The organism is Promicromonospora sp. NPDC060204 (assembly GCF_042728455.1).
In the GTDB taxonomy this organism is placed as follows: Bacteria; Actinomycetota; Actinomycetes; order Actinomycetales; family Cellulomonadaceae; genus Promicromonospora.
In genome coordinates this window covers 1-24,534 of the sequence record NZ_JBHWZO010000017.1, presented here as the reverse complement: position 1 = coordinate 24,534, position 24,534 = coordinate 1, and the positions used below count along the sequence as shown (strand labels likewise).

At 73.2% G+C, this 24,534-nt stretch carries 21 protein-coding genes; 11 read left to right on the top strand and 10 right to left on the bottom strand.

All coding sequences use genetic code 11. From position 1 onward, the window contains the following. Positions 1 to 10: 10 nt before the first annotated feature. Positions 11 to 1,285, top strand: coding sequence for a pyridoxal phosphate-dependent aminotransferase (locus tag ACFWEJ_RS04100; RefSeq protein ID WP_377227933.1), 1,275 nt, complete (start codon positions 11 to 13; stop codon positions 1,283 to 1,285). Here the strand turns inward: ACFWEJ_RS04100 and ACFWEJ_RS04095 are convergent. Next, positions 1,282 to 1,899 carry a LysE/ArgO family amino acid transporter gene (locus tag ACFWEJ_RS04095; protein WP_377227932.1) on the bottom strand — a complete coding sequence of 206 codons (618 nt, stop codon included), beginning with the start codon at positions 1,897 to 1,899 and terminating at the stop codon, positions 1,282 to 1,284. The genes ACFWEJ_RS04100 and ACFWEJ_RS04095 overlap by 4 nt on opposite strands. A gap of 90 nt (positions 1,900 to 1,989) precedes the next feature. Here ACFWEJ_RS04095 and ACFWEJ_RS04090 point away from each other — a divergent pair, with 90 nt between their 5' ends. Beyond that, positions 1,990 to 2,916, top strand: coding sequence for a LysR family transcriptional regulator ArgP (locus ACFWEJ_RS04090; RefSeq protein WP_377227931.1), 927 nt, complete (start codon positions 1,990 to 1,992; stop codon positions 2,914 to 2,916). Positions 2,917 to 3,013: 97 nt separating this feature from the next. Further along, positions 3,014 to 3,619: a LysE/ArgO family amino acid transporter gene (locus tag ACFWEJ_RS04085; RefSeq protein ID WP_377227930.1), complete on the top strand. Its 606-nt coding sequence runs from the start codon at positions 3,014 to 3,016 to the stop codon at positions 3,617 to 3,619. An 18-nt stretch (positions 3,620 to 3,637) separates the two neighbouring features. Here ACFWEJ_RS04085 and ACFWEJ_RS04080 read toward each other — a convergent pair whose 3' ends face one another. The 4 genes from ACFWEJ_RS04080 to ACFWEJ_RS04065 all read right to left on the bottom strand — a co-directional run bounded on the left by ACFWEJ_RS04080 (position 3,638) and on the right by ACFWEJ_RS04065 (position 10,027). Then, entirely contained in the window at positions 3,638 to 4,924 is a 1,287-nt protein-coding gene (locus tag ACFWEJ_RS04080; RefSeq protein ID WP_377227929.1) for an LCP family protein, read from the bottom strand. Positions 4,925 to 5,132: 208 nt separating this feature from the next. After that, on the bottom strand, positions 5,133 to 6,359 hold the full coding sequence (locus ACFWEJ_RS04075) for an LCP family protein (RefSeq protein WP_377227928.1): 1,227 nt from the start codon (positions 6,357 to 6,359) through the stop codon (positions 5,133 to 5,135). A 53-nt stretch (positions 6,360 to 6,412) separates the two neighbouring features. Further along, positions 6,413 to 8,659, bottom strand: a complete 2,247-nt coding sequence (locus ACFWEJ_RS04070) for an esterase-like activity of phytase family protein (protein WP_377227927.1) — start codon at positions 8,657 to 8,659, stop codon at positions 6,413 to 6,415. 111 nt (positions 8,660 to 8,770) lie between these two features. Continuing rightward, entirely contained in the window at positions 8,771 to 10,027 is a 1,257-nt protein-coding gene (locus ACFWEJ_RS04065) for a multidrug effflux MFS transporter (RefSeq protein ID WP_377227926.1), read from the bottom strand. Between the two features lie 140 nt (positions 10,028 to 10,167). Here ACFWEJ_RS04065 and ACFWEJ_RS04060 point away from each other — a divergent pair, with 140 nt between their 5' ends. After that, the gene (locus tag ACFWEJ_RS04060) at positions 10,168 to 10,923 is read left to right on the top strand and encodes an SOS response-associated peptidase (protein ID WP_377227925.1); all 756 of its coding nucleotides are present in this window, start codon (positions 10,168 to 10,170) and stop codon (positions 10,921 to 10,923) included. Between the two features lie 57 nt (positions 10,924 to 10,980). On the opposite strand, the gene ACFWEJ_RS04055 is transcribed toward ACFWEJ_RS04060, so the two are convergent. Together ACFWEJ_RS04055 and ACFWEJ_RS04050 are read right to left on the bottom strand one after the other, a co-directional pair. Next, positions 10,981 to 11,652 (bottom strand): HAD family hydrolase, encoded by a 672-nt coding sequence (locus ACFWEJ_RS04055; RefSeq protein WP_377227924.1) that lies wholly within the window; start codon positions 11,650 to 11,652, stop codon positions 10,981 to 10,983. Between the two features lie 24 nt (positions 11,653 to 11,676). Next, positions 11,677 to 12,417, bottom strand: coding sequence for an SDR family NAD(P)-dependent oxidoreductase (locus ACFWEJ_RS04050; protein WP_377227923.1), 741 nt, complete (start codon positions 12,415 to 12,417; stop codon positions 11,677 to 11,679). Between the two features lie 101 nt (positions 12,418 to 12,518). Here ACFWEJ_RS04050 and ACFWEJ_RS04045 point away from each other — a divergent pair, with 101 nt between their 5' ends. The 3 genes from ACFWEJ_RS04045 (at position 12,519) to ACFWEJ_RS04035 (ending at position 16,015) form a co-directional block, all read left to right on the top strand. After that, positions 12,519 to 13,355, top strand: a complete 837-nt coding sequence (locus ACFWEJ_RS04045) for a helix-turn-helix domain-containing protein (protein ID WP_377227922.1) — start codon at positions 12,519 to 12,521, stop codon at positions 13,353 to 13,355. A gap of 109 nt (positions 13,356 to 13,464) precedes the next feature. Further along, positions 13,465 to 15,162 (top strand): lysyl oxidase family protein, encoded by a 1,698-nt coding sequence (locus ACFWEJ_RS04040; RefSeq protein ID WP_377227921.1) that lies wholly within the window; start codon positions 13,465 to 13,467, stop codon positions 15,160 to 15,162. Between the two features lie 55 nt (positions 15,163 to 15,217). Continuing rightward, on the top strand, positions 15,218 to 16,015 hold the full coding sequence (locus ACFWEJ_RS04035) for a crotonase/enoyl-CoA hydratase family protein (RefSeq protein WP_377227920.1): 798 nt from the start codon (positions 15,218 to 15,220) through the stop codon (positions 16,013 to 16,015). A gap of 71 nt (positions 16,016 to 16,086) precedes the next feature. On the opposite strand, the gene ACFWEJ_RS04030 is transcribed toward ACFWEJ_RS04035, so the two are convergent. From ACFWEJ_RS04030 to ACFWEJ_RS04020, 3 genes are all read right to left on the bottom strand, one after another. Further along, complete coding sequence (locus ACFWEJ_RS04030) at positions 16,087 to 17,154, bottom strand: adenylate/guanylate cyclase domain-containing protein (RefSeq protein WP_377227919.1); 1,068 nt, start codon at positions 17,152 to 17,154, stop codon at positions 16,087 to 16,089. A gap of 77 nt (positions 17,155 to 17,231) precedes the next feature. Then, a complete protein-coding gene (locus tag ACFWEJ_RS04025) occupies positions 17,232 to 17,528 on the bottom strand; it encodes a hypothetical protein (RefSeq protein ID WP_377227918.1) in 297 nt (98 codons plus the stop codon). Positions 17,529 to 17,737: 209 nt separating this feature from the next. Beyond that, a complete protein-coding gene (locus ACFWEJ_RS04020) occupies positions 17,738 to 18,586 on the bottom strand; it encodes a biotin--[acetyl-CoA-carboxylase] ligase (protein WP_377227917.1) in 849 nt (282 codons plus the stop codon). 120 nt (positions 18,587 to 18,706) lie between these two features. Between ACFWEJ_RS04020 and ACFWEJ_RS04015 the strand changes: the two genes are divergently transcribed. From ACFWEJ_RS04015 to ACFWEJ_RS04000, 4 genes are read left to right on the top strand one after another with little or no spacing between them, the layout of a single operon-like run. Then, on the top strand, positions 18,707 to 20,305 hold the full coding sequence (locus ACFWEJ_RS04015) for an acyl-CoA carboxylase subunit beta (protein WP_377227916.1): 1,599 nt from the start codon (positions 18,707 to 18,709) through the stop codon (positions 20,303 to 20,305). Positions 20,306 to 20,343: 38 nt separating this feature from the next. After that, a complete protein-coding gene (locus tag ACFWEJ_RS04010; protein ID WP_377227915.1) occupies positions 20,344 to 20,868 on the top strand; it encodes a hypothetical protein in 525 nt (174 codons plus the stop codon). Further along, the gene (locus ACFWEJ_RS04005) at positions 20,865 to 21,104 is read left to right on the top strand and encodes an acyl-CoA carboxylase epsilon subunit (RefSeq protein ID WP_377227914.1); all 240 of its coding nucleotides are present in this window, start codon (positions 20,865 to 20,867) and stop codon (positions 21,102 to 21,104) included. Before ACFWEJ_RS04010 ends, ACFWEJ_RS04005 begins: the two co-directional genes overlap by 4 nt. Beyond that, a complete protein-coding gene (locus ACFWEJ_RS04000; protein WP_377227913.1) occupies positions 21,101 to 22,660 on the top strand; it encodes a glycosyltransferase in 1,560 nt (519 codons plus the stop codon). The genes ACFWEJ_RS04005 and ACFWEJ_RS04000 overlap by 4 nt, the downstream gene beginning before the upstream one ends. Positions 22,661 to 24,534 lie beyond the last annotated feature (1,874 nt).

Below are 24,534 nucleotides of genomic sequence, written 5' to 3'. Positions count from 1 at the left end.
CGTCTAGCCCATGAACGCCCATCCTTCATCCGACCACGACTCCGGCAGCGACTCCTCCGGCCGCGGCACCGACCGCTGGCAGGCCACCGCGAGCGCCGCGGGGCTGCTGGCCGAGGACGGCAGCGTCGCCGTCACGATCTTCGCCGAGATGTCGGCCCTGGCCGTCCGCACGGGGGCGATCAACCTCGGCCAGGGGTTCCCCGACGTCGACGGCCCGGAGTACGTCAAGCAGGCGGCGATCAAGGCGATCGAGGCCGGCCGCAACCAGTACGCCCCCGGTGACGGCGTGCCGGAGCTGCGTCAGGCCGTCGCCGAGCACCAGAAGCGGCACTACGGGCTCGACGTCGACCCCGACACGGAGGTGCTGGTCACCACGGGTGCCACCGAGGCGCTGACGGCGTCCGTGCTGGCCCTGACGCGGCCTGGCGACGAGGTGCTGACGCTGGAGCCGTTCTACGACTCGCACGCGGCGGCGATCGGCATGTCGGGCGCCACGCACGTCACCGTCCCGCTGGTCCCGGGGCCGGAGGGCTTCCGGCTCGACGTCGACGCCCTGCGCTCGGCGGCCACCGACCGCCTGCGGATGATCCTGCTCAACTCGCCGCACAACCCGACCGGGACGGTGCTGACGCGGGACGAGCTGGAGGCGGTCGCGGCGGTCGCCCGGGAGCACGACGCGATCGTGGTGACCGACGAGGTCTACGAGCACCTCACGTTCGGCGCGGAGCACATCCCCGTCGCGACCCTGCCGGGCATGGCGGAGCGCACGCTGACCATCTCGTCGTCGGGCAAGACGTTCTCGTTCACGGGCTGGAAGGTGGGCTGGGTGCACGGGCCGGCCGACCTGGTCACGGCGGTGCGGACGGTCAAGCAGTACCTGACGTACACGTCGGGCGCGCCCTTCCAGCCCGCCATCGCGCAGGCCCTGGCCGACGACGACACGCCGCGCGCGCTGGCCGCCTCGCTGGCCGACCGCCGGGACCTCCTGTGCGCGGGCCTGGAGGCCGCCGGCTTCGTGGTGACGCGCCCGGCGGGCACGTACTTCGTGATGGCCGACGCGTCGGCCGTCCTCGCGCGGCTCGGCCTGCGCGACGGTGTCGAGCTGTGCCGCCGCCTGCCCGAGCTGGCGGGGGTCGTGGCGATCCCGGCGTCGGCGTTCTGCCGCGCGGGCTCGCCGACGGCGCGGGCTCTCGCGAACCACGTGCGATTCACGTTCGTGAAGCGCGAGGAGGTGCTGCGCGACGCCGCGACACGCCTCGCGGGGCTGGGGGTCCCCCTCAGCTAGCCCGTGACCAGCGAGATCGCCACGGCCAGCATGATCAGCGCGATCACGCCGTCGAGCACGCGCCACGCGTTCGGGCGCCGGAGCACGGGCGCGAGCAGCCGTGCGCCGTACCCGAGGGCGGCGAACCACGCGACGCTGGACACCATGGCCCCGGCGGTGAACCACCAGCGCGTGTCGCCGTAGGTGGTGGCGACCGAGCCCTGCAGCACCACGGTGTCGAGGTACACGTGCGGGTTGAGCCAGGTGAGCGCGAGCGCGGTCAGGACCACGGGGCGCAGGCGCCGGCCGGGGCTGTCGCCGAGGGCGCCGTCGTCGGCCGCGGCGAGCGTCGTGTCGCCCTTGACCGCCCGCCAGGCGGCCATGGCCCCGTACCCGACCACGACGGCGGCGCCCAGCCAGCGCACCACCACCACGGCGTCCGGCCAGCGCTCGACCAGCGGTCCGAACCCGGCGGCGCCGGCCGCGTAGAGCGCGACGTCGGACGCGGCGCAGATCGCCGCAACGACGCCCACGTGCTCGCGGCGCAGCCCCTGACGCAGCACGAAGGCGTTCTGGGCTCCGATGGCGACGATGAGCGAGAGGCCGAATCCGAGTCCGGCGAGCAGGGCGAGCATGCCTCCACGCTAGGCAGCGGAACCACCTGAAGACCAGTTCATGTTTCTCAGCCCGCGTAAGCAGAACTGAAGATGCGCCACACTGGCTCTATGCGATGGGACTCCCGCCAGCTCGAGGCGCTGGCCGCCGTGGTAGCCGAGGGCTCGTTCGACGCCGCGGCGCGCGCCCTGCACGTGACCCCGTCGGCGGTGAGCCAGCGCATCCGCGCGCTGGAGAACGCGGCGGGCAGCGTGCTCGTGCGCCGCGCCCGGCCGGTCGTCGCCACGCCGTCGGGCCAGGCGCTGCTGCGGCTCGCCCGGCAGACCGAGCTGCTCGGCGCGGAGGTGGCCGCCGAGCTGGGCGCGCACGGCGCCGACGACCCGCCCGAGGACCCGGGCAGCGGCGCGCCGGACCGCCTGGTCACCGTGCCGCTGGCGGTCAGCGCCGACTCCCTGGCCACGTGGGTGCTGCCCGCCCTCGCCCAGGTCGAGGGCATCACCTTCGACCTGCACCGGGCCGACGACAGCCGCACCGCCGACCTGCTGCGCGAGGGCGTGGTCATGGCGGCGGTGACCTCGCAGACCGCCCAGGTGCAGGGCTGCCGCAGCACCCCGCTCGGGATCATGCGCTACCGCCCCGCCTGCACGCGCGCCTTCGCGGAGCGCTGGTTCCCCCACGGCCCGACGCCGGAGGCGCTCGCCGCCGCGCCCGTCGTCGCCTTCGACCGGACCGACGACCTGCAGGACGTCTACCTGCGCGCCCGCGCGCCGCACGCCCGGCCGCCGCGGTTCCACGTGCCGAGCACCGTCGAGTACGAGGACACCATCCGGCTGGGGCTGGGCTGGGGCATGCTCCTGGAGCGGCCCGCCATCGGCGGGCTGCACGCCGGCTCGGGCGGCGGTATCACGCTGCTGGAGCCCGGCTACGTCCTGGACATCCCGCTCCTGCTGCAGCAGTGGAAGCTCCGCTCCGCGGTGCTGGACCGGGTCACGGCAGCGCTGCGAAAAGAAGCGACGCGCAAGCTGCTGCCAGCGTGAAATCTGGACGTACCGCCATCATTAACCCTGTTCCAGTCCTTCCGCACTTCCGAATCATGAACCGGACATACCCTGTCCGACTTCCTACGGTTCACGCATGCTCTCAGCGCTCGCCGGGATGGCCTTCGGCCTCTCCCTCATCGTCGCCGTCGGTGCGCAGAACATCTTCGTCCTCCGCCAGGGCCTGCGGCGGGAGCACGTCGGCCTCGTCGCGGGCATCTGCGCCGTCAGCGACTTCGTGCTCATCTCGGCCGGGGTCGGCGGGCTCGGCACCCTGATCCAGAGCGCGCCCCTGGTGGTCGACATCGCGCGGTGGGCGGGCGCCGTCGTCGTGCTGGTCTACGGGGGCATGGCCGCCCGCCGCGCCTGGAAGGGCCAGCAGGTCGTCATGGGGCGGCACAGCATGACGTCGCGGACCATGGGGGCCGCCGTCGCCACCACCCTCGCGCTGACCTGGCTCAACCCCCACGTCTACCTCGACACCGTGGTGCTCGTCGGCGGCCTGGCGGCCACGCACGGCGACGACCGCTGGTGGTTCGGGCTCGGCGCCTGCCTGGCCAGCACGCTGTGGTTCGTCGCGCTGGGCTACGGGGCCCGCTACCTCGCGCCGCTGCTGGAGAAGCCCGGCGCCTGGCGCGTCCTGGACAGCGTGGTCGCGCTGACCATGGTGGTCGTCGCGGCCACGCTCGTCCTGGGCGTCTGAGCCCAGGACGAGCGTCCGTCAGGCGCAGACGCCGTCGAGCAGCACCTCGGGGCTCGGGCTCGGCTTCGGTGTGGGCGGCTCGGAAGCGGTGCCGTCGCCCTCGGCGGTGTCACCCGTCCCGGCGTCGCCACCCTCCGTGTCGCCCGTGCCGGCGTCCGCGCCCTCCTCGGTGTCGCCGCCGGCGTCCCCGGCGGTGTCGCCCTCCTGCGGCTCTCCGCTGGGGCTGCCCGAGGCGGTCGGCTCCGGCGTGTCCAGGACGACGTCCGCCGGCGGCTGGTCGGCGGCGATGCGGGCGAAGATCTCCGCGGCCTCCGGCCCCCAGCCGAGGCCGCCGACGCCGCCCTCCTCGGTGTCGTAGACCGGGATCTTGGTCATCACGATGTTGCGCTTCTCGATCTCGCGCAGCGACCACGCCAGACCGGCCACGCTGCCCGGGTTGGCGATCGCCGGGTCGGCGCTCAGCGACCCGAGGGCGGCGTTGATCAGGCGGAACGTCTTGGTCGGGTCGGCGAGCGTCTCGGCGGACAGGATCTGCCGCATCGTCGCGTTGATGAAGGCCTGCTGGCGCTCGATGCGCGTCAGGTCGCTGCCCATCTCCAGGCCCATGCCCGTGCCCTTGCGCACGCGGAGGAACTGGATCGCAGTCTTGCCGTCGAGCAGGTTCTCGCCCGCGGGCAGGTCGATGCGGGCGGACTTCGGGTTGCCGTGCAGCGCCTCGGGCAGGCACATCTTGACGCCGCCGATCGCGTCGACCACGTCGATCACGCCGTTCATCTTGACCACGGCATGGTTGGTCACCGTCACGCCGGTGATCGCGTTGACCGTGTTGATCGTGCAGGCGGCGGCGTACTTCATGTCCGTGCCGCCGCTGCCGACGGTGAACGAGGCGTTGAACTTGTCCCGGTACGGCTGCGACTGGCTCCCGTCAGGGAGCTTGCACGACGGGATGTCGACGAACGTGTCGCGGGGCAGCGACACGACCTCCATCCACTGCCGGTCCGCCGAGATGTGCACCAGCATCGTGGTGTCCGAGCGCATGCCGGAGACGGTGCCGCCGATGTCGGCGTTCGTCCCGTCCCGGATGTCCGTGCCCATGAGGAGCAGGTTGACGGCCTGGTCCTTGAACGGGTCGGACGGGTCCTTCGGCTCGACCACCTCGGTCACCAGGCCGTCGAGGTCCTGGACCTCGATCTGCGAGATCGCGTTGTGGTACGCCGTAGCGGCCGCCGCGGAACCGAAGGCCATCACCCCGACCAGGCCCATCGTGACGCTGCGGAACACGAGCGCCCGGCGCCAGCTGCGCACGTGGCGCGGCTGACGCTCACCGGTGCGCGCATGTCGGGGAACCCCGGGAATTATCTCGCCGACAGGTCGGACTGCCGTCCAGAAGTCACTCGCCACGCATCGGAGACTAGGGCCTCAGTGCAACAATCGTGTAAATAAGTCGCGCCGTTCCCAGGCAGTGTTCAGGCCGCGTCAGGGATCCGGCCCGCGGGTCGGTCCGCCCCGCGGGTCAGTTCGCGCAGACGCCCGGGAGCAGCGAGGCCGAGGGCGACGGGCTGGGGGTGTCCGACGGCGTGGTGGTGCCGCCGCCGTCCGTCGCCTTGTCGGTGGCCTCGTCCGTGACCCCGCCCGACGGCTTGTCCGAGGCCCCGCCGGACCCGGACGCCGCGCTCTCGTGGCCGGGCGGCGGCTCGTCGGCCGCGAGCCGCTCCCAGATCGCCGTGGCGTCCTCGGTCCAGACCACCCGGTTGGGGTCCGTCGGCGCGGCGACCACCGGCAGCTCGGTGAACACGATCTCGGCCGGGTCGATGTTCCGGATGCTGAACGCCAGGCCCGCGAGCGCCGCCGGGTCGGCCAGCCCGGGGTCGGCCGAGATGGCGCGCAGCACGGCCTCGATGGTGCGGTACAGCTTCGGCGAGTTGGTCACGATGTTCTGGTCCAGGATCTGGCGCACCAGCGCGTCGACGAACGCCTGCTGGCGGTCGATGCGGGTCAGGTCGCTGCCCTGCTCCAGGCCCAGGCCGGTGCCGTGCCGCGCCCGGAGGAACCCGATGGACTGGCGGCCGTCGAGGGTCTGCTCGCCGGCGGGCAGCTCGAACCGGCCGTACGCCGGGTTCTGGACGAGCGGCTCGGGCAGGCACATGCGCACCCCGCCGAGGGCGTTGACGACGTCGACCACGCCGTCCATCTTCACCACCATGTGGTTGGTGACGGGCACGCCCGTGAGGGTCTGCACGGCCGAGATGGTGCAGGCGGCGGCATAGGTGAGGTCCTCGGCCGCGCCGCCGCCGATCGTGAACGCGCTGTTGAACATGCCGTACGTGGCACCGGACTCGCCGCCCTCGGGCAGCTTGCACGACGGGATGTCGACCAGCGAGTCGCGCGGGATCGAGACCACCTCGATGCGCGACCGGTCGCCGGAGATGTGCACCAGCATCGTGGTGTCCGACCGCATGCCGCCGTCGCCCGCACCGGCGATCTCGGTGTTCTCGCCGCCGCGCAGGTCGGTCCCCAGCACGAGGATGTTCAGGCTGCGCCCGGTGAACGGGTCGTCGGGGTCCACGGACGGCGTCGGCCCCTTGACGAGACCCGAGACGTCGCTGACGCCGATCTGCTGCTTGAAGTCGAGATAGGCGGCCGCGCCGCCGGCGACCACGAGCGCGAGCGCGCCGACGACGACGAGCGCCGCGGCGCGCGCGACGCGATGACTGCGCTGGTGACGGAGGTGCCGGGGCACATGCGGAGCATAAGCACGTACCCCGGCACGGGGCCTGTTAAGTCACCCGGAGATCACCTGACCGCGGCGGCGCCGAGGTCCGGGTTGTCCGAGAAGAACCCGTCGAGTCCGGCATCCAGGAAGACGCGGATCTCGCCGACCAGGTCGCCGACGGCGTTCGGGTCGGTCGACGAACGGAACTCCGCGGGCAGGAACTGGTTCTCCCGGCGGAAGGTCCAGGTGTGCACCTCGAGGCCCGCGCGGTGCGCGTCGCGGATCACGCTGCTCGGCGCGCCGAGGGTGCCGTCGGCCTTGCGCGGGATCAGCACGTTCTTCTCGGCGCCGATACCGTCGGCGTACGTCGCGATCTCGCGGAGCCCCTGGCGGGTGACGAGGTCCGCGTAGGTGCGCGGGTCGCCGGCAGCCACCAGGTCGTAGGGCGCGCCGCTGCTGCTGACGAGCTGGCCGAGGGGGACGTCGGTGAGCTCGTCGAGCTCCTGCAGGTTGCCGACCTCGAAGGACTGCACGATCACCGGCGCGTCCTCGTCGTCGAACCCGTTGCGGCGCAGCTCGGCGACCAGCGGCTCCTCCAGGGAGAGACCCACCGAGTCGAAGTAGGTGGGGTGCTTGGTCTCCGGGTAGACGCCGACGGGCGCGCCGTCGCAGGTGCGGCTGTTCCGGGCCAGGTCGAGCACCTCGTCGAGCGTCGGGATCAGGTACAGCCCGTCGAAGGCCGTGTTCTGCGGCCGGACCTGCGGCAGGCGCTCCTTGGCGCGCAAGGTGCGCAGCTCGGCGAGCGTGAAGTCCTCAGTGAACCAGCCGGTGATCCGGGTGCCGTCGATCGTCTTGGTCGTGCGGCGGCCGGCGAACTCGGCGTGCGCGGCGACGTCGGTGGTGCCGCTGATCTCGTTCTCGTGCCGGGCGACGAGCACGCCGTCCTTGGTGGAGACCACGTCGGGCTCGATGTAGTCGGCGCACTGGTTGATGGCGGTCTCGTAGGCGGCGAGCGTGTGCTCCGGCCGGTAGCCGGAGGCGCCGCGGTGCCCGACGACGGTGACGCCGTCGTCCGTGACGCGCTTCTTCCTCAGGTCGACCAGGGCCATCTCGGTGTCGTCCGGGGTGCCGGTGACGCGCGCGTCGTTGCCCGGGTAGTTGTTGTCGTTGCCGATCAGGAGCGTGTCCTTGTCGACGAACAGGACGGTCTCGAAGGACTGCACGGGCAGGGCGAACGTGTCGCCCAGGCCGTAGCCCTCCCCCGCGTCGATGCCGCGCGGGTTGTCGATCCGCAGGGCGTCCACCACGAGCTCCTTGCGCACGAACCCGGCGCGGTCCTTCGTGCCCAGGTCGATCTCGTAGACGCGCTTGGTGACCGCCTGGTCGCCCTCGAAGTCGTCGCGCTCGATGAGCAGCATCGTGTCGCGGCCGGTCGCGAAGGCGTCGCCGATGACGTCGGCGGGCTGGTCGGTCTGGTACGCCCAGCGCTTGCCCGTGTACTCGCCGCGGCGGGTGTCGAACTGGTAGATCCAGCGGCGGCGCGGGTCGGTGTCGTTCGCCAGCGCGCCCTCGACCACCGGGTAGAGGTAGCGACCGACGCCCGCCATGGCCTCGAAGCCGCGGCTGCTGCCCACGTTGGGCGTCTCGCCGGGCTCCAGGTACGGGTTGCCGGGCGACTTGCCGTCGGGGAACGCGTACGGGGCCTCCAGCAGGGTGCCGTCGGCGTCGAAGTGCAGCAGGAACGGGCCGAACTCCTCGCCCACCCACAGCGTGCCGTCGGCGGCACGGAACAGGGACTCGATGTCGAAGTCGGCACCCGTGAGCAGCCGCTCGTCGGTGTCCTCGTTGACGATGTCGAAGTCGAGCACGGCGTTGCGGTCGTTGTACTCGATGAGGTCGAGCACCTCGATCTCGCCGTCGCCCGAGCCGCGGCGGCCCGTGTCCCACTGGGGACGCACCAGGTAGTTGCGCAGCAGGAAGTCGGCGGAGTTGCCCTTGGCGCCGAACCCGTTGTCGGGCTGGGCCCAGAAGGTGCCGTCGTGGTTGTCGACCATCGCGGAGAAGCCGGGGATCACCTGGCCGTCCCAGGGTCCCTGGCGCCCGTTGCCCGGGCTCGCGGCGGCGCCCGACGGCGGGCCGTCCGCCAGGTAGTCGGCGGACAGGGTGGCGCGGCCCGCCAGGGACGCGGCGAGGTGGGTCCCGCCGTGGTGCTCGGCGGCGGGGCCGGGACGAGGGCCGGCGACGGCGGAGGCCGCCGGCAGCAGCAACGATGCCGCGGCCGCGGCGGCCACCACGCGCGTGGCGCGGGTACGCAGGGGTGTGCTCATGCGGCCGAGCCAAGTGGGCGCACCCCACATCCCGGTGAACCTGGCGCTACCTCCCGGTGAACTCTCGGGCGGGTCTCAGCGCCCCACCGGGCCGCAGCGCTCCGGCGGGTCTCAGACCGGCATGTGCCAGCCGCCGCGCCGGAACGCCGGGGTGGCGGTCGCCAGGACGAGGATCGCCAGCGTGACCGCCGCGAGCATCACCAGGGCCATGGCCGCGGCGTCCCCGCCGAGGAACCCGCCGAGCGAGCTCACCGAGCCGGCGATCAGGGACTGGACGGCGCCGATCATCGCCGCCGCGGTGCCGGCGATCTCGCCGTGCCGGGACAGCGCCAGTGCGGACGCGTTGGCCGGGACGAGCCCCTGGAACGCGAGCACGCACCACAGGGCGACCAGCAGGCCGATCAGCCCGCCCGCCCCGGTCAGCACCACCACGAGCAGCACGACCACGAGGATCGCCTGGGCGACCACGCCAAACCGGAGCAGCCGGACCGGGGCGACCTTGCGCACGAGCGCCGCGTTGACCTGGGCCGACAGGACGAGCCCCACGCCGTTGACCGCGAACAGCAGGGCGAACTGCCCCTCGCTGAGCCCGAACTCCTGCTGGAAGATGATGGGCGAGCCCACCACGTAGCTCATCAGCACACCGAAGCCCAGGCCCGGAATCACCGCGAGAGCCATGAAGTGCCGGTCCCTGAGCAGCTTGCCGTAGCCGCCGGCGACGGTGCGGACGCCGCCGGTGAGCCGCTTGACCGGCGGGTGGGTCTCGGGCATCACCCGGAGCACCACGACGGCCAGCGCGGCGCCCATCACGGCCAGCACCACGAACACCCAGCGCCAGGGACCGTGCGCCAGCACGAAGGTGCCGAGCGTGGGCGCGAACATGGGCGCCACGCCGATCACCAGCATCAGGCGGGACAGGATGCGGGCGGCCTCGGCACCCACGAAGCGGTCGCGCACGATGGCGACCGAGGCCACGCCGGCCGCGGCGTTGAAGAAGCCCTGGGCGAGGCGCAGGCCGATCAGCAGCGGCATGCTCGTGACCACGGCGCACAGCAGCGAGATGACGACGTGCAGGGCGAGGCCGATCAGGAGCGGGGTGCGCCGGCCGAACCGGTCGGAGAGCGGGCCGATGACGAGCTGGCCCACACCACCGCCGATGAGCATGCAGGACACCGTGAGCTGCGCCAGCGCCTCCGTGGACCCCAGGTCCAGGGCGACCTGCGGCAGGGCCGGCAGGTACATGTCGACGGTGAAGGCGGGCAGGGCCGACAGGGCCCCGAGCATGAGGACCCACTTGACGGTGGACCGGGACGACGCTCGGCGCGCGGGCACGACTGGGGAGACGCCCGACGGCGCGGAGGTTGGCATGCGCACGATGCTATCGAATCGATACGACGATGAGAAGAGTGATCTCGCTCTCCGGTCACGCGTTCGCCAGGAGTTCACCAGCAGGAGACGACGCTCGCCCTGCTCCCGCGAGTGTCAGTGGCTCGGGGCATGCTGGTCCCATGTGCGGACGCTTTGCCTCCTTCACCCAGACCCAGGACCTCGCCGACGAGCTCGCGATCGCCGAGATCGCCGAGGACGCGCGGCTGCTGCCGCCGTCCTGGAACGTGGCACCGACCGACCCGGTGCGGATCGTCGTCGAGCGGGCGGCCAAGGGCTCCGACGAGGTGACGCGCTCCGTGCGGCTCGCCCGCTGGGGGCTCGTGCCGTCCTGGTCCAAGGACCCGAGCGGCGGCGCGCGCATGATCAACGCGCGGTCCGAGTCGCTGCTGGACAAGCCGGCGTTCGCCAAGCCCTTCAAGGTGCGGCGCTGCATCGTGCTGGCCGACGGCTACTACGAGTGGCGCAAGCTGGCGCTGCCCGCGACGGGCTCGAAGAAGGTCCCGAAGCAGCCATACTGGATCCACCCGGCCGAGGCGGATGTCGCGGCGTTCGCGGGACTGTACGAGTTCTGGCGCAACCCGGCGGCGAGCGAGACCGACCCCGACCGCTGGCTGGTCTCCACCACGGTGATCACCCGGCCGGCGTCCGAGAGCATGGCCCCGATCCACGACCGCATGCCGTTCGTGCTGCCGGCCGGCGCCTGGGACGAGTGGCTCGACCCCGCGGTCGGCGACGCGTCCAAGCTGTTGAAGCTGGACAACGCCCCGCTGACCACGCTCCCGGTCGGCGACGCCGTGGGCTCGGTGCAGAACGACGGGCCGTCGCTGATCGAGGAGGACCCGGAGCCGCGGGATCCCGAGCCGGTCCGGGTCTGACGCGCCGATCTGTGCAGCAGGTTGGTGCACAAACGCTTGAGCAGCAGCCGACGGCGCCTACGCCGCCAACGGCACCTCGTCGAGGGTCCGGATGCGGTCCTCGACGTCCGGGTAACGGTCGAACCGGTCCAGCAGCACCGCGGCGAGCCCGGCGTCGAGCGGACCCTGGTAGTCCTTCTCGACGTCGTTGCCCACCATCAGCACGTCGCCCGGAACCGCACCGAGCACCTCGCACGTCGCCACGTAGGCGCGCGGGTCCGGCTTGCCCGCGGGCAGGTCGTCCGAGGCGACGACGACGTCGAGGTGCGCGGCCAGCCCCGTGCGGTCGAGCTTGAGCTGCTGGTGGACGGAGTCGCCGTTGGTGAGCAGCGCGGCGACGAGGCCGGCGTCCCGCACCCGGCGCAGGGCCGGGACGGCGTCGTCGAACGCCGTCCAGGCCTGCTCGTAGCGCGTCAGGTAGCCGGAGAACAGCTCGTCGGCCTCGTCGTCGGTGGCGTCCGCCCCCAGGAACTCGCGCACGCGGACGCGCCGCTGCTCCTGGAACGTGATCTCGCGCCGCTGGTACCGGCCGTAGGCCTCCTCGGCGATGCCGCCCCATGCCGTGACCAGCTCGTCGGGGTCGTCGTGGTCCAGACCCAGCTCGGGGAGCCAGCCCAGGAGCGCCGTCCGAGAGGCGCCCTCCTGGTCCACGAGTGTGTCGTCGAGATCGAAGAGAACGACTTTCAGCACGCTCGCATCGTGTCACACGCCGGTCTATGCCCCGCCCGTCACCCCGATGACCTGGCCGTTCACCGCGGTGTTCGCCCCGGATCCGAGCCAGACGACGGCGGAGGCCACCTCGGCGGCGTCGATCAGCCGCCCCAGCGGCGACCGCTCCTCGTAGATCTTGCCGACCTGCTCGACGACGTGGGTGTTGGTCGCCGTCCGGGTCAGCCCCAGCAGCGCCACGTTGGAGAGCAGGTCGCCGTCGCGCCCGAGCGAGAACGCGACCGACCGGCTGAAGCCGTGCAGCGCCGCCTTGGCTGCCGTGTAGTACTCGCCGCCGGCCATGCCCTCGGTGACGAGCGAGGACGAGAGGTGCACCAGCCGGCCCCAGCGCGCGGCGCGCATCAGCGGCGTCACGGCGCGGGTCAGCCGGATGGCGCCCTCGACGTTGCTCCGCACCAGCGCGGTCCACTCCTCGTCGGGCACGGTGTCGAAAGGGACCATGTCGCCCCAGGCCACCGCGTTGTTGACGAGCACGTCCACCCGCCCGGTCGCCTCGACGGCAGCCGCGACAAGCGCCTCGGCGGCCCCCGGGTCCGCCTGGTCGTACTGCACGACATGCGCCCGGTCGCCGATCTCGTCGGCCACCTTCTGCGCCTCGTCGCGCCCGCCGCGGTAGGTGAGCACGACGTTCGCCCCCTCCGCCGCGAAGGCGGTGGCGATGTGCCTGCCGACGCCGCCCGACGCGCCGGTCACGATGACTGTCCGTTCCTGAAGTCCGATGTCCATGGCCCCACCGTGCTCGCGGCGCGACCGGGTAACCAGACCGGCCCGAGACTGGCCCTGAGCGGGCCACCCTCCGACCGCGCGACCGCTCTACGCTGAGGTGCATGACCAGCGAGCTCGGCACCCTCCTGCGCGCCCACCGCGAGGCCCTCTCCCCGGAGGAGGTGGGCCTGCCGCGCGGCGCCCGGCGCCGGACGCCGGGACTGCGCCGGTCGGAGCTCGCCACGCTGGCCGAGGTGAGCGTCGAGTACCTGACGCGCCTGGAGCAGGGGCGCGACCAGCACCCGTCGCCCGAGATCCTGGGCGCGCTGGCCGACGCGCTGCGGCTGCCCCCGGACGAGCGCTTCCTGCTGCTCCGCGCCACCAAGGGCTCGGGCGGCGCGTGCTCCGTCGACCCGCCCGCGGACTCGGTGCGGCCGCCCGTCCGCGCGCTCCTGGACCGGCTGGAGCCGTCGCCCGCGGTGCTGCTCAACCGGCTGGGCGACGTGCTGGCCGCCACGAGCGGATACCGCTCGCTGCTCGCCCCGTTCGGCATGTTCGACGACGACCACCCCAACCTGCTCCGGTTCGTGCTGACCGAGCCCCGCGCCCGCGCGGCCTACCCGGACTGGGAGCACGTCGCCGACCGGCAGGTCGCCGCGCTCCGGATGGAGTCGGTGCCGGGCGACCCGCACGTCGCGGAGCTCGCCGAGGCGCTGGCCGTCCTGGCCGGCGCCGCGTTCAGCGACCGGTTCAGGGCGCCGCTCTCGGCCCGCTACCGCACCGGCACCGAGCGGATGCGGCACCCCGAGGCGGGCGACCTGCGGCTCGACGTCGAGACCCTGGCCCTGCCCGACGCCGACGGCCAGCGCCTCGTGGCCTACCTGCCCGCGGACGCGGCGACGTCGGACGCGCTGGACCGGCTCGCCGGGCGCCGGCCGGGCGCGCTGCGCGCCGTCTGACCTGCCCGGACAAATTCGGCGGGTGAATTCGGCGCGCCTGCCAACGAACTGGCCCTCTCGTGCGTCCCTAGCGGTGACAGGTTCCTGTCCTCACCGATCTGGGGGATCCATGACCGCACTACGTTTGTCCCGGCCGTCGCCGCGCCTGCTCACCATGGGCGTCGCCGTCGTGCTGGCCCTCGGCCTGCTCGGCGAGGGCGGCGCGACCAACGCCACCGCCTCAGCCGCGCCGATCGCGACCGCCCCGGCGGACGCCGCGCCGACCGCCGCGCAGCGCGGCCTGCGCTTCGCCCCGGCGGCGAGCACCGTCGAGGCCTACAACTACGACGGCTTTGTGTACTTCGACTCGGGCGTCTGGATGGCCGCCTACGGCGAGGGCTACGAGTTCTGGGCGAAGAAGGCCAAGCCCTCCGCCCGCGCGACGCTCACCAAGACGGTGATCCGCGGCGACGAGCGCACCACCACGAAGGCACCCGCCGCGATCGTCGACGGGCTGGGCGGCTTCAAGAAGGGCCTCACGGTCCAGGTCACGGACTCGACGGGCAAGGTGCTGATCAAGAAGTCGCGCAGCCTGTGCCTCAGCGGCATGGAGCGCCAGCGTGTCGAGCCGACCGGCAACACCGAGCCGATCTACCCCATGTTCTGCGGCGGCGACTGGTTCACCAAGTCCAGCGTCTCCGGGATCGAGCAGGGCTGGGCCACCAAGCTGGACACGTACTTCGAGCTGAAGACCACGCGCAAGAACCTCCGGATGACGGTGACCATCAGCGACCCCGTCGCGGACTTCCTGGGCCTCCCTGCCACGGGCCGCTCGGTGTCGCAGCGCGTCAAGGTGATCGACGAGTGCACCGTCGTGGACTGCGGCGAGGTCGGGGACGCGCTCCTCGGGGCGCCCGCCGAGGGCTTCAGCACGCTGGCCGAGGGTGACGCAGCGTCCACCCACGCCGACCAGGTGCGGGCGATGGCCAGCGGCGCCCACGGGACCCACGGCGCCGGCGACGGCGCCGGTTCCTCGCACCGCGCGAACCTCTTCACCCTGCAGGGCGGGAGCCAGGAGCACGGCGGTGACCACCCCGCGCTCGGCCAGCCGGGCTCGAAGCCGTCGAACAAGGCCCCCGCCGAGGACACGCTCCCGGACCTCCAGTCCCTGCCCGCGTGGCAGATCGGGATCGAGCGGTCCTCCGGCGCCGACCGGCTCACCTTCAACGCCAACGAGTGGAACGCCGGCCCGGCGCCCCTGGTGGTCGAGGGTTACCGCAAGGGCGCCGCGGAGGTCATGGACGCCTACCAGTTCTTCTACCGGGACGGCAAGGAGGTGGGCAGCACCAAGACCGGCAAGATGAAGTACCACGCCGCCCCCGAGCACGACCACTGGCACTTCCTGGACTTCGCGAGCTACGAGCTGGTCAAGCCCGACGGCACCCTGGTGACCACGAGCGGCAAGCAGTCCTGGTGCCTCGCGCCCACCAACGCCGTCGACCTGTCGGTGCCCGGCGCGACCTGGCGGCCGGAGGCCACCGGCCTCGACAGCACCTGCGGCGACCGGTCCGCGCTCTGGCTGCGTGAGGTCCTGCCCGTGGGCTGGGGCGACACCTACAACCAGACCCAGACGCAGGCGTTCAAGCTGACGGGCGTCAAGAACGGCACCTACCAGATCAAGATCACCGTGAACCCGAACGGCTCCCTGCACGAGCTGACGACGGACAACAACGTCAGCTACCGGACCGTCGTGCTGGGCGGCAAGCCCGGCAAGCGCACTGTGACGGTGCCGCCGTACGAGGGCGTCGACACGGAGATCGTGAACTAGACGGAGGTCGTGGACCAGTACGACTGGTCGCGCACCGAACCGTAGGCTGCGGCCCATGAACGCCAGCAGCACGACCGGCATCCCGTCCGGGAGCGGTGTCTCCTGCACCCTCTCGGACGGGATCGCCGACGTCCGCCTCGACCGGCCCGACAAGCTGAACGCCCTGTCGCTGGGCATGCTCGGCGAGCTGAGGGCCACCGCACGCCGCCTGGGGCGCGAACCCGGGCTGCGTGCGGTCGTCGTCTCCGGCAACGGCCGCTCGTTCTGCGCGGGGCTCGACCTCGGCTCGGCGGCGCGGAACCCGGCGGCGGTCGCCCGGGCCTTCGTGCCGACGCCGCGGGGCACCAACCTGTTCCAGGAGGCCTGCTGGGCCTGGCGTCGCCTGCCCGTACCGGTGATCGCGGCCGTGCACGGGCACGTCATCGGCGCGGGCGTGCAGATCGCCCTCGCCGCCGACCTGCGCCTGACCACGCCGGACGCGCGCTGGTCCGTCAAGGAGGTCGAGCGCGGCCTGATCCCCGACATGTCCGGGATCCGCGCCCTGACACAGCTCGTGGGCATCGAGACGGCGAAGCGCCTCACCTTCACCGCCGAGGAGTTCACCGGCGCCGACGCCGGGCGGCTCGGCCTGGCGGGCACCGTCACCGACACGCCCCTGGACGAGGCGTTCGCGCTCGCCGGCCGCATCGCGGAGCGGCGGCCCGAGGCCGTGGCGGCGGCCAAGCGGCTCTTCGACCGGCGCTGGTCGTCGGGCGACCGGCGCACGTTCGCGGCCGAGCGCCGCGAGCAGCTCCGGCTGCTGCCCGGCGCGATGCGCGCGCTCCAGCGGATGAAGGGCGGCCGGGCAGACTGAGGGCGGCCGCGCCCGGCGGTTGCGCCCGACGGGTGGGCCTGACGGCCGCGCCCGACGGAACCGCCCCGGCGTCAGCCCCGGTACGCCCGCTGCAGCCGCACCGGCGCCAGCGGGCCGATGCCCGGGACGTCGCGCTCGGGCTGCGCGGTGAGCGCGTAGCGCGAGCTCGTGGCGAGCAGCGCGGCGGTCTCCTTGTCGACCAGCACCGTCGACGGGTCGGACTGCTCGGTCAGCCGCGACGCGAGGTTGACCGTGGGGCCGAAGATGTCGCCGAACCGCGAGAGCACCCGCCCCCAGACGAACCCGACGCGCACCGGGATCTCGGGGTCGCCCGGCGCGGCGGTGCCGAGCTGCGCCCCGGAGGTCTCGGCCAGGCCGAGGGCCACCTCCGCCCCGGTGGCCACGTCGTCGGTGACGAACAGGACGGCGTCGCCGATGGTCTTCACCACGCGGCCGCCCGCGTTGACGATGACGTCGCGCGCGCCGGCCTCGAACCGCTGCACGAACTCCGCCAGCTCCTCCGAGCCGAGCCCCGCCGTCCGCTTGGTGAACGAGACGATGTCTGCGAAGCCGACCGCCCGCAGCAGCGGGAGCTGGTGGCCGTCGTTGCTCTCGTCCCCGCGCGCTCCGGCGAACTCGATGGCCGTACGCCCCGTGAGCGCCGCGAGCTGACGCCGCCAGGCGTGCTCGAGCTGGCGGCTGAGCATCTCGGACATCTCCGGGAGCTTGTCCAGCGCGAGCAGCCGGGCCGACGTCTCGTCGAGCTCGTACCGCCGGGCGAGGTGCTCGACGAGCGCCTCGACCTGCCACAGCGCCAGCCGCTCGGTCGTGTGGCCCACGGACCGGATGAAGGTCATCTGGGCGCGCTCGTCCATCTGCTCCGCCTCGAACAGGCCGGCCGCGTCCTTGAGCGCCTCGACGTCGGCGTCGGTGAACCAGGTCTCGGTGGGGTGCGTGACGGGCAGGCCGATCCAGCGCCAGTAGCGGGTCACGAACTGCTTGTCGAGCCCGGTGAGCTCCACGACCTGCGACAGGGTGTAGCGGCGGGCGCCGCCGAGCAGGGTCTCGTCGAGCCGGGCCGCGGTGTCGGCGCCGGGGGTCTCGTGGTTCGTGGGGGACGTCTCGGAGTTGTGGAGCACGTCACCACTGTAGGCGGGCGCACCTCATGCAACCGCATGCATCAGTGGGGCACACCGCGGTCAGGGCTCCGGAGAGCTCAGCTCCAGAACGTCAGCACGAGGGGGATCCCCGTGAGCACCAGGAGCATCCCGACCACGGTCACGACGTTCCAGAGGCCCAGCCGCACGCCCGGGACGCCGTCGTCCCGGTAGAGCAGCACCCAGACCACCAGCAGCCAGGAGATCCCCGCCGCGATGAGGCCCGCCGTCGGCGTCCCCTCCGTCTGGACGATGCCCCGGTCCAGCCGGACCGTGCTGATCAGATAGACCGCGACCACCGCCGCGGCGCACACGATTCCCTTGGCCACCCCTACCGTGGCTCGACCTGCCTCCATGGCGTCTCCTGACCGTCACCCGCCCGTGCTGCCCGTCGTCGCTTGTGGCGGAGATTACCGCAGGTCAGGGGCTCTGCGGCAGGGGCTGCCGTCGAGTTCACCCGGCGCCGCGCACGAGTTCACCCAGGCCCGGCCGACGGCGGCGCACGGGCCCGGCCGACGGCGCCGCACGAGGCGGGAGGCGCAACGACGCGGGGCGGGAGATCGCGTTACCGCAGGTGCCAGACGTCGCCCGCGGTCACCGTGCGCTCCTCGCCCGCGTCCGTGCGGATCGTCAGCGCACCCGTGCCGTCGAGACCCACGGCCTCGCCCTCCACCACGCCCGCGTCCCCGGCGAGCTCGGCCCGCACGCGGGTGCCCAACGTCGCGGACACGGCCGTGTACTCCGCCAGCAGGCCGGCCGCGACCACGTCGCCGCCCGCCTCCTCCCAGCGCCGGACGACGGCGTGCACCTCGCCGAGCATCCGCACCAGCACGTCGGTGCGGTCGGGCCGCGGGTGGCCCGCGAGCGCCAGCGACGTCGCCGTCGGCACGGGGAGCTCCTCGGCGGACTGCGACACGTTGAGGCCGATCCCGAGCACGACGGCAGGGGCGGCGCCCGGCACGGCCCGCGAGGCGTCCGGCGCCTCGGGCACCACCTCGGCGAGGATCCCGGCGACCTTGCGGTACGGGCCCAGCCCGCCGACGGCGTCGGCGGCGGGAAGCAGCACGTCGTTGGGCCACTTCACGGCGGCGGTGACCCCGCCGTCGGACACCGCGCGGACCACCGCGAGGCCGGCCAGGAGCGGGAGCCAGCCGAGGCTCTGCGCGGGGACGCGGGGCCGGAGCAGCACGGAGACGGTCAGGCTAGCGCGCGGCGGCGTCTCCCAGGAGCGCCCGGCGCGTCCGCGCCCGGCGGTCTGCTCCTCCGCGACCAGGGCCGACGGCGCGGGCCAGGCGGCCGGGTCGTCCCGGACGGCGGCGACGAGCTGGGCGTTGGTGGAGGGCGAGGTCTCGACCACCTCGACCCGGGCGAACCCGGGGACGGTGAGCCGGTCGCGGGAAAGGGCGGGGTGCACGTCTTCATCCTCTCTCCTGGGCCGCACGACCGCCCTTGGAGGAAACCCACAAGTCGGCGGCGCGACCCGCTGGACGCTCCCGCATCGAGCGGGAGGCATCCGACAACTACCCTCGGAGATGTGAACGACTCCACGACGACCCTCGCCGGCACGCGCGCCAAGCTCGACGACCTCGACGCACGCCGGGCCGCCGCCATCGACGAGCCGGAGGTGACGGCCCAGGAGAAGCAGCACAAGCGGGGCAAGAAGACCGCCCGCGAGCGCATCGACGCGCTGCTGGACGAGGGCAGCTTCACCGAGCTGGACGCGCTGGCCAAGCACCGCAGCCGCAACTTCGGCCTGGACAAGAAGCGCATCGCGGGTGACGGCGTCGTGACCGGCTACGGCACGATCGACGGCCGCCAGGTGTGCATCTTCTCCCAGGACTTCACGGTGTTCGGCGGGAGCCTCGGCGAGGTGCACGGCCAGAAGATCACCAAGGTGCAGGACCTCGCGCTGCGCACGGGCGTGCCGCTGATCGGCATCAGCGACGGCGGCGGCGCGCGCATCCAGGAGGGTGTCGCGGCGCTGACGCAGTTCGCGGAGATGTTCCGGCGCAACGTCGCGGCGTCGGGCGTGATCCCGCAGATCTCCCTGATCCTCGGCCCGAGCGCGGGCGGTGCGGTGTACTCCCCCGCCCTGACCGACTTCATCGTCATGGCGGACCAGACGTCCAACATGTTCATCACCGGCCCGGACGTGATCCGCACCGTGACGGGCGAGGACGTCGACTTCGAGACGCTGGGCGGCGCCCGCACGCACAACTCGAAGTCGGGCGTGGCGCACTACATGGGCAGCGACGAGGACGACGCGCTCGACTACGTGCGCCACCTCGTGAGCTACCTGCCGCAGAACAACCTGTCGGACGCCCCGGCGTTCCCGCCCGAGGACGACACGGTGCTGGAGGTCACGGCCGAGGACGAGGCGCTCGACACGCTGATCCCGGACAGCGACAACCAGCCGTACGACATGCGCGACGCCGTCGAGGCGGTGCTGGACCCGGAGTCGTTCCTGGAGGTCCAGCCGATGTTCGCCACGAACGTGCTGATCGGGTTCGGGCACGTGGAGGGCCAGTCGGTCGGCATCATCGCCAACCAGCCGCAGTCCATGGCGGGCACGCTCGACATCGACGCCGCCGAGAAGGCCGCGCGGTTCGTGCGCACGTGCGACGCGTTCAACATCCCCGTGCTGACGTTCGTGGACGTGCCGGGCTTCCTGCCCGGCGTCGGCCAGGAGCACCAGGGCATCATCCGCCGCGGCGCCAAGCTGATCTACGCGTACGCCGAGGCCACGGTGCCGCTGGTCACGATCATCACGCGCAAGGCGTACGGCGGCGCGTACATCGTGATGGGCTCCAAGCAGCTCGGCGCCGACGTCAACCTGGCGTGGCCGACCGCCCAGATCGCCGTCATGGGCGCGAGCGGCGCGGTGAACATCCTGCAGCGCGGCGCGCTGCGCACCGTCCAGGAGGCCGGTGGGGACGTCGAGGCGGAGCGCGCCCGGCTGACCGCCGAGTACGAGGACGCCATCGTCAACCCGTGGGACGCCGCCGAGCGCGGCTACGTCGACGCGGTCATCCGCCCGTCCGAGACCCGGGTGCAGGTCGTGCGTGCCCTGCGCGCGCTGCGCACCAAGCGATCTACGCTTCCTCCGAAGAAGCACGGCAACATCCCGCTCTGAGCGGGATGTCGAGCCGGTCCAGACCTGGAGGAGACCGCATGAGCCACGAAGACGCCACCCACGGCCCGGCGCCGATGGGCCGCGTCGACACGGAGCCGATGCACCGCGCCGTCGACGCCCTGGCGGCCGCGCTGCACGACTACGTGGGGACCGCCGTGGGCGTACGCGCCGAGTTCGGCGCCGCCGAGGCCGACGAGGACCCGCGCGTGCTGGCCCTCGAGTCGAAGGTGGGGCACCTGAACGCCTCACTGTTCGACGTGCTGCACGGCGCACTGGGCATGCACCCCGACCTCACGTCGTCCGTGTGGGAGCCGGAGCACGAGGGCGAGGAGGACGAGATCCTCGAGTCCGAGACGCCGGAGGAGGGCGAGTCGTTCTACCTCGGCTTCGTCGTGGGCGCGCGGGGCGGGGACGCCTCGCTGGACGGCGTGATCGACCTGCTCGACGCCGCCGGCGAGTCCGTCGCGACGCAGCTCACCGAGGGTGGTTACGACATCGCCGAGTGGGCGGCCTCGCGCGGCGAGGCCCCCGGCTTCGGCTTCTACGAGGAGGACGACGAGTGAGCCCCGAGGTCCGAGTCGTCCGCGGCGAGCCCGACGACGTCGAGGTGGCGGCCCTGGTCGCCGGCCTCGCCGCGGTCGCGGCGGCCGGCACGGAGCCCGACGACGCCGCGCCGCTCGACGAGTGGACGAACCACTCGCGCGTGCTGCGCGGGAACGGTGCCGCGACCGCCAAGAACTTCGGCGGACGCTCCGGGCGGCACAACGCCGACGCGTGGCGCTGGAGCCTGCGCTCATGACCAAGGCGCCCCGTCCCGGGGACACCGACGTCGTCCTGTTCGTCCGTTCGCTCGGCCAGCGCATCGCGGGTGGCACCCGCGCCGTCCTGGCCCGCGCCAACCTCTACGCCGGCCTCGGGTACCGCACCACGCTCGTGGTCACGGGCCTGCTGGACGACGGCGGCGACTGGGTCCGCGAGCACGGCCTCCTGCGCCCCGACGTGCGCCTGCTGGTCCTGTGGCGTGACGGGCCCGACGCCGTCGACCGGGCGCGCGCCCGCGAGGTGGAGCCCGTGACGGTGCCCCGCATCGCCGACGGGCCGGGCGTGAAGCGCCGTCGGCGGACCGTGGGCGACGTGCTCCAGGTGCGCACGCTGGTGGACGACAAGCTGCGCACCATCGAGCTGCTCGACCAGGGCACCGAGACCACGCGACAGCTCATCGTGCTGCGCGAGGACGGCTCGCGGGAGTCGCTGTGGGCGTTCGCGCACGGCGAGCTCATCGCGATCGACCACCTCCCGCAGGGCGGCGGCCGCCGGCGCGAGCTCGTCGTCGACGGACGCGCCGTCTGGCTGGAGGCCGAGGTCGACGGGCACGTCGGCACGGGCGAGGCCCACCTGCGCCTGCGCGAGGAGGAGGTCGGGGACTACGCGGGGGCGATCGCGCGCTGGCTCGACACCACCTTCGCCGGCTCGGGCCACCTCGTGGTCTTCGCCGACGGCGAGAACGTGTGGCAGCGCAGCCTGCGCCTCATGCGCCACCCGCACCTGCGGGGCGTGTCGGTGCTGCACAACTCGCACCTCGCGGCGCCCTACGACGCCGCTGCGCCCACCAAGCCGCACTGGGCCGGCTTCTTCTCGGACACGACCAACGTGGACGCCATGGTCTGCCTCACCGAGCGGCAGCGCACCGACCTGCTGGAGCGATACCCGGGGCTGCCGCTGCACGTGCTGCGGCACGCCGCGCCCAAGCCCAAGGTGCGCGGCGTGCGGCGCGACGGCGACTCCGTCGTGTTTGTGGGCCGGCTCGCGCCGCAGAAGCAGCTCGACCACCTGCTGCGGGCGTTCGTGCTGGTGCACGAGCAGGTCCCGGACGCGCACCTCGACGTGTACGGGCACGGCGTCGAGGAGGAGTCCCTCAAGAAGCTCACCACCGAGCTCGGCCTGGACCTCGGCACCACCGTGCGGTTCCACGGCGCGACGTCGCAGGCCCTGCACGCGTTCGCCGGCGCCCGGGTCGCGGCCATGACGTCCTTCCACGAGGGGCTGCCGCTCACCCTCACCGAGGCCATGTCGGTGGGCACGCCCTTCGTGGCGTACGACTGCAACTACGGCCCGGCCGAGGTGATCCGGGACGGCGAGAACGGGTTCCTGGTGGCCCGGGACGACGTGCCCGCGCTGGCCGACCGCCTGGTTCAGGTGCTCCAGGACGACCGGCTGGCCCGCCGGCTCGGCCGGGAGGCGAAGCGCGTCACCACGAGCTTCTCGCCGCGCCGGTACAGGGACGCCTGGCGGGACCTGCTCGGCCACGTCGCGAGCCGCGAGTCGAGCAGCTCGCACACCGTCGCCAGCAGCTGACGGCGGTCGATCCGGAGGTTGTCCAGGTGGGGGCGGACGTCGTCGTGCCGACGGCGCTCGCCCTCACCCACCGGCTCGCCCAGCAGGGTCACGGGCACCGGCCGCCCCTCCGCCTCGCGCGCGCCCGGCCGTAGCTCCGGCAGGACGTCGCCCAGGCTCGGGGGCGCGTAGACCACGCCCGGGGCGTCGCTGAACCAGCCCACCTTGTGCTGGCTGGTGCCGTTCGGCGCGACGTACACGTCGGTGGCCTCGGCCCACAGCACGGCCTCCCGCAGCGTGCTGCCGACCAGGTCGACCACCTGGTCCGGGCGCCGCACGTCGCCCCGGATCGCGCGCGCCACCGCGTGCAGCTCCTCGATGCTGGCGCGCCACCGGTCCGAGACGAGGTCGGTGCCGACGGGGTACGAGTAGCCGTCCAGGAGCACCAGCGCCCGCGGGTAGCGCCGGTGCAGTGCGTCGACGAACCGGGCGGCCTCGCGCTCCTGGTCCGCCCACGCGCGGCTGCGGACGCGCAGCCCGACCCAGACCACCGGGCCGTCCGTGGCCGGCGGCGGCTGCGGGTACCCGGGCGCCGGCTCGGCCTGCACCATCCGCCGCCGGATCCGGTCCACCAGCGAGCGCCGGATGAAGTACCCGCCGACCGAGAGCACCAGGTGCTCGCGGGAGAAGGGGTAGGGGTCGCGCAGGGGCCGCCGGGGCTCGTCGACGACGCGGGCCGCCGAGAACTCCGGGAACAGCTCCTCGAACGCCCCGAAGAACCCGGTGCCCGCCGTGCGCACCTCGGCCACGTTGCCGGCCAGCCCGTGGTCGATCAGCCGCTCCACGCCGGGGTAGAAGTTCCAGACGTGGTGCGCGAAGTTCTCCGCGACCGTCATCTGGAGCACCACCCGGCGCCGCGCGCGGGGGTCCGGGCGGGTGGCGACCGCGCGGGCGTACTGGTCGCGCCGGGCCACGACCCGGCGGAGCAGGTCCGCCGCCAGGTTGGTGATCCTGCTCGGTGCGAGCACCGCTCCCTTGAACGCGCCGAGGTTCAGCACGAGCCCGCGGGCAGGCAGGAACAGGTAGGCGGCCTTGAAGCCGCCGAGGACGCTCACGAGCATGGTGTGCTCGGTGTCGCCGAAGGAGTAGACGGCCTTGCCGGCCGTCACCACCGCGTCGAACGGCGCGCACTCGGCGCCGGTCACCGGGTCGCGGAGCACGAGCCGCCGGTCGCGGACGGCCCGCGTCTGGTGGCCCAGGTACGGGTCCGCGGCCTCGTGGATCCGCCGCTGCGCCGGCGTGACGAACTCCCGGTCGTGCGCCCGGGGTACGTCCGGGCGGAGGAACTCGTCCTGCCACCACGCGAGCGCGTCGGCGGACAGCGGCTCCCCGGCCTCGGCCGCCTCCTCGAACGTCAGCACCCGGGGCCGCGTGGCGGTGAAGTACAGCTTGATCACGGCGGGCTGCAGCGCGCCGACGCGGGCGGCGTCCGCCTCGGGCAGCGGACGCAGGGCGGAGTACGCCGCCCAGACGCGGGCGCACGCAGCGGCGTCGTCGGTCTCCAGGAACGCCGCGAGGTGCGCGGCGTGCTCGTGCCGCGCCGTGTCCGCCTCGGGCCCGCCGAGCAGGGCGAGCAGCACCACGGGAAGCGGCCGGGGCGAACCCGCCTGGAGCTCGGAGAGCCGTTCGGGGAGCGGCACGTCGTCGGCCCCGCGAGGCGCGTCCCGCCACTCGGCCCAGGCCTGGGCGCTCGTCGGGTCGAGGAGCAGCACCCGACCGTAGGCGTCGTCCACCTCGGACACGGGCGCGCCCGCGGCCACGAGATCGCGCGCCCGGCGCCTCGCCGTCGGCAGGTCGGTGCCGTCGCCGGGAACGCGAAGGGCCCGGACGAGGCC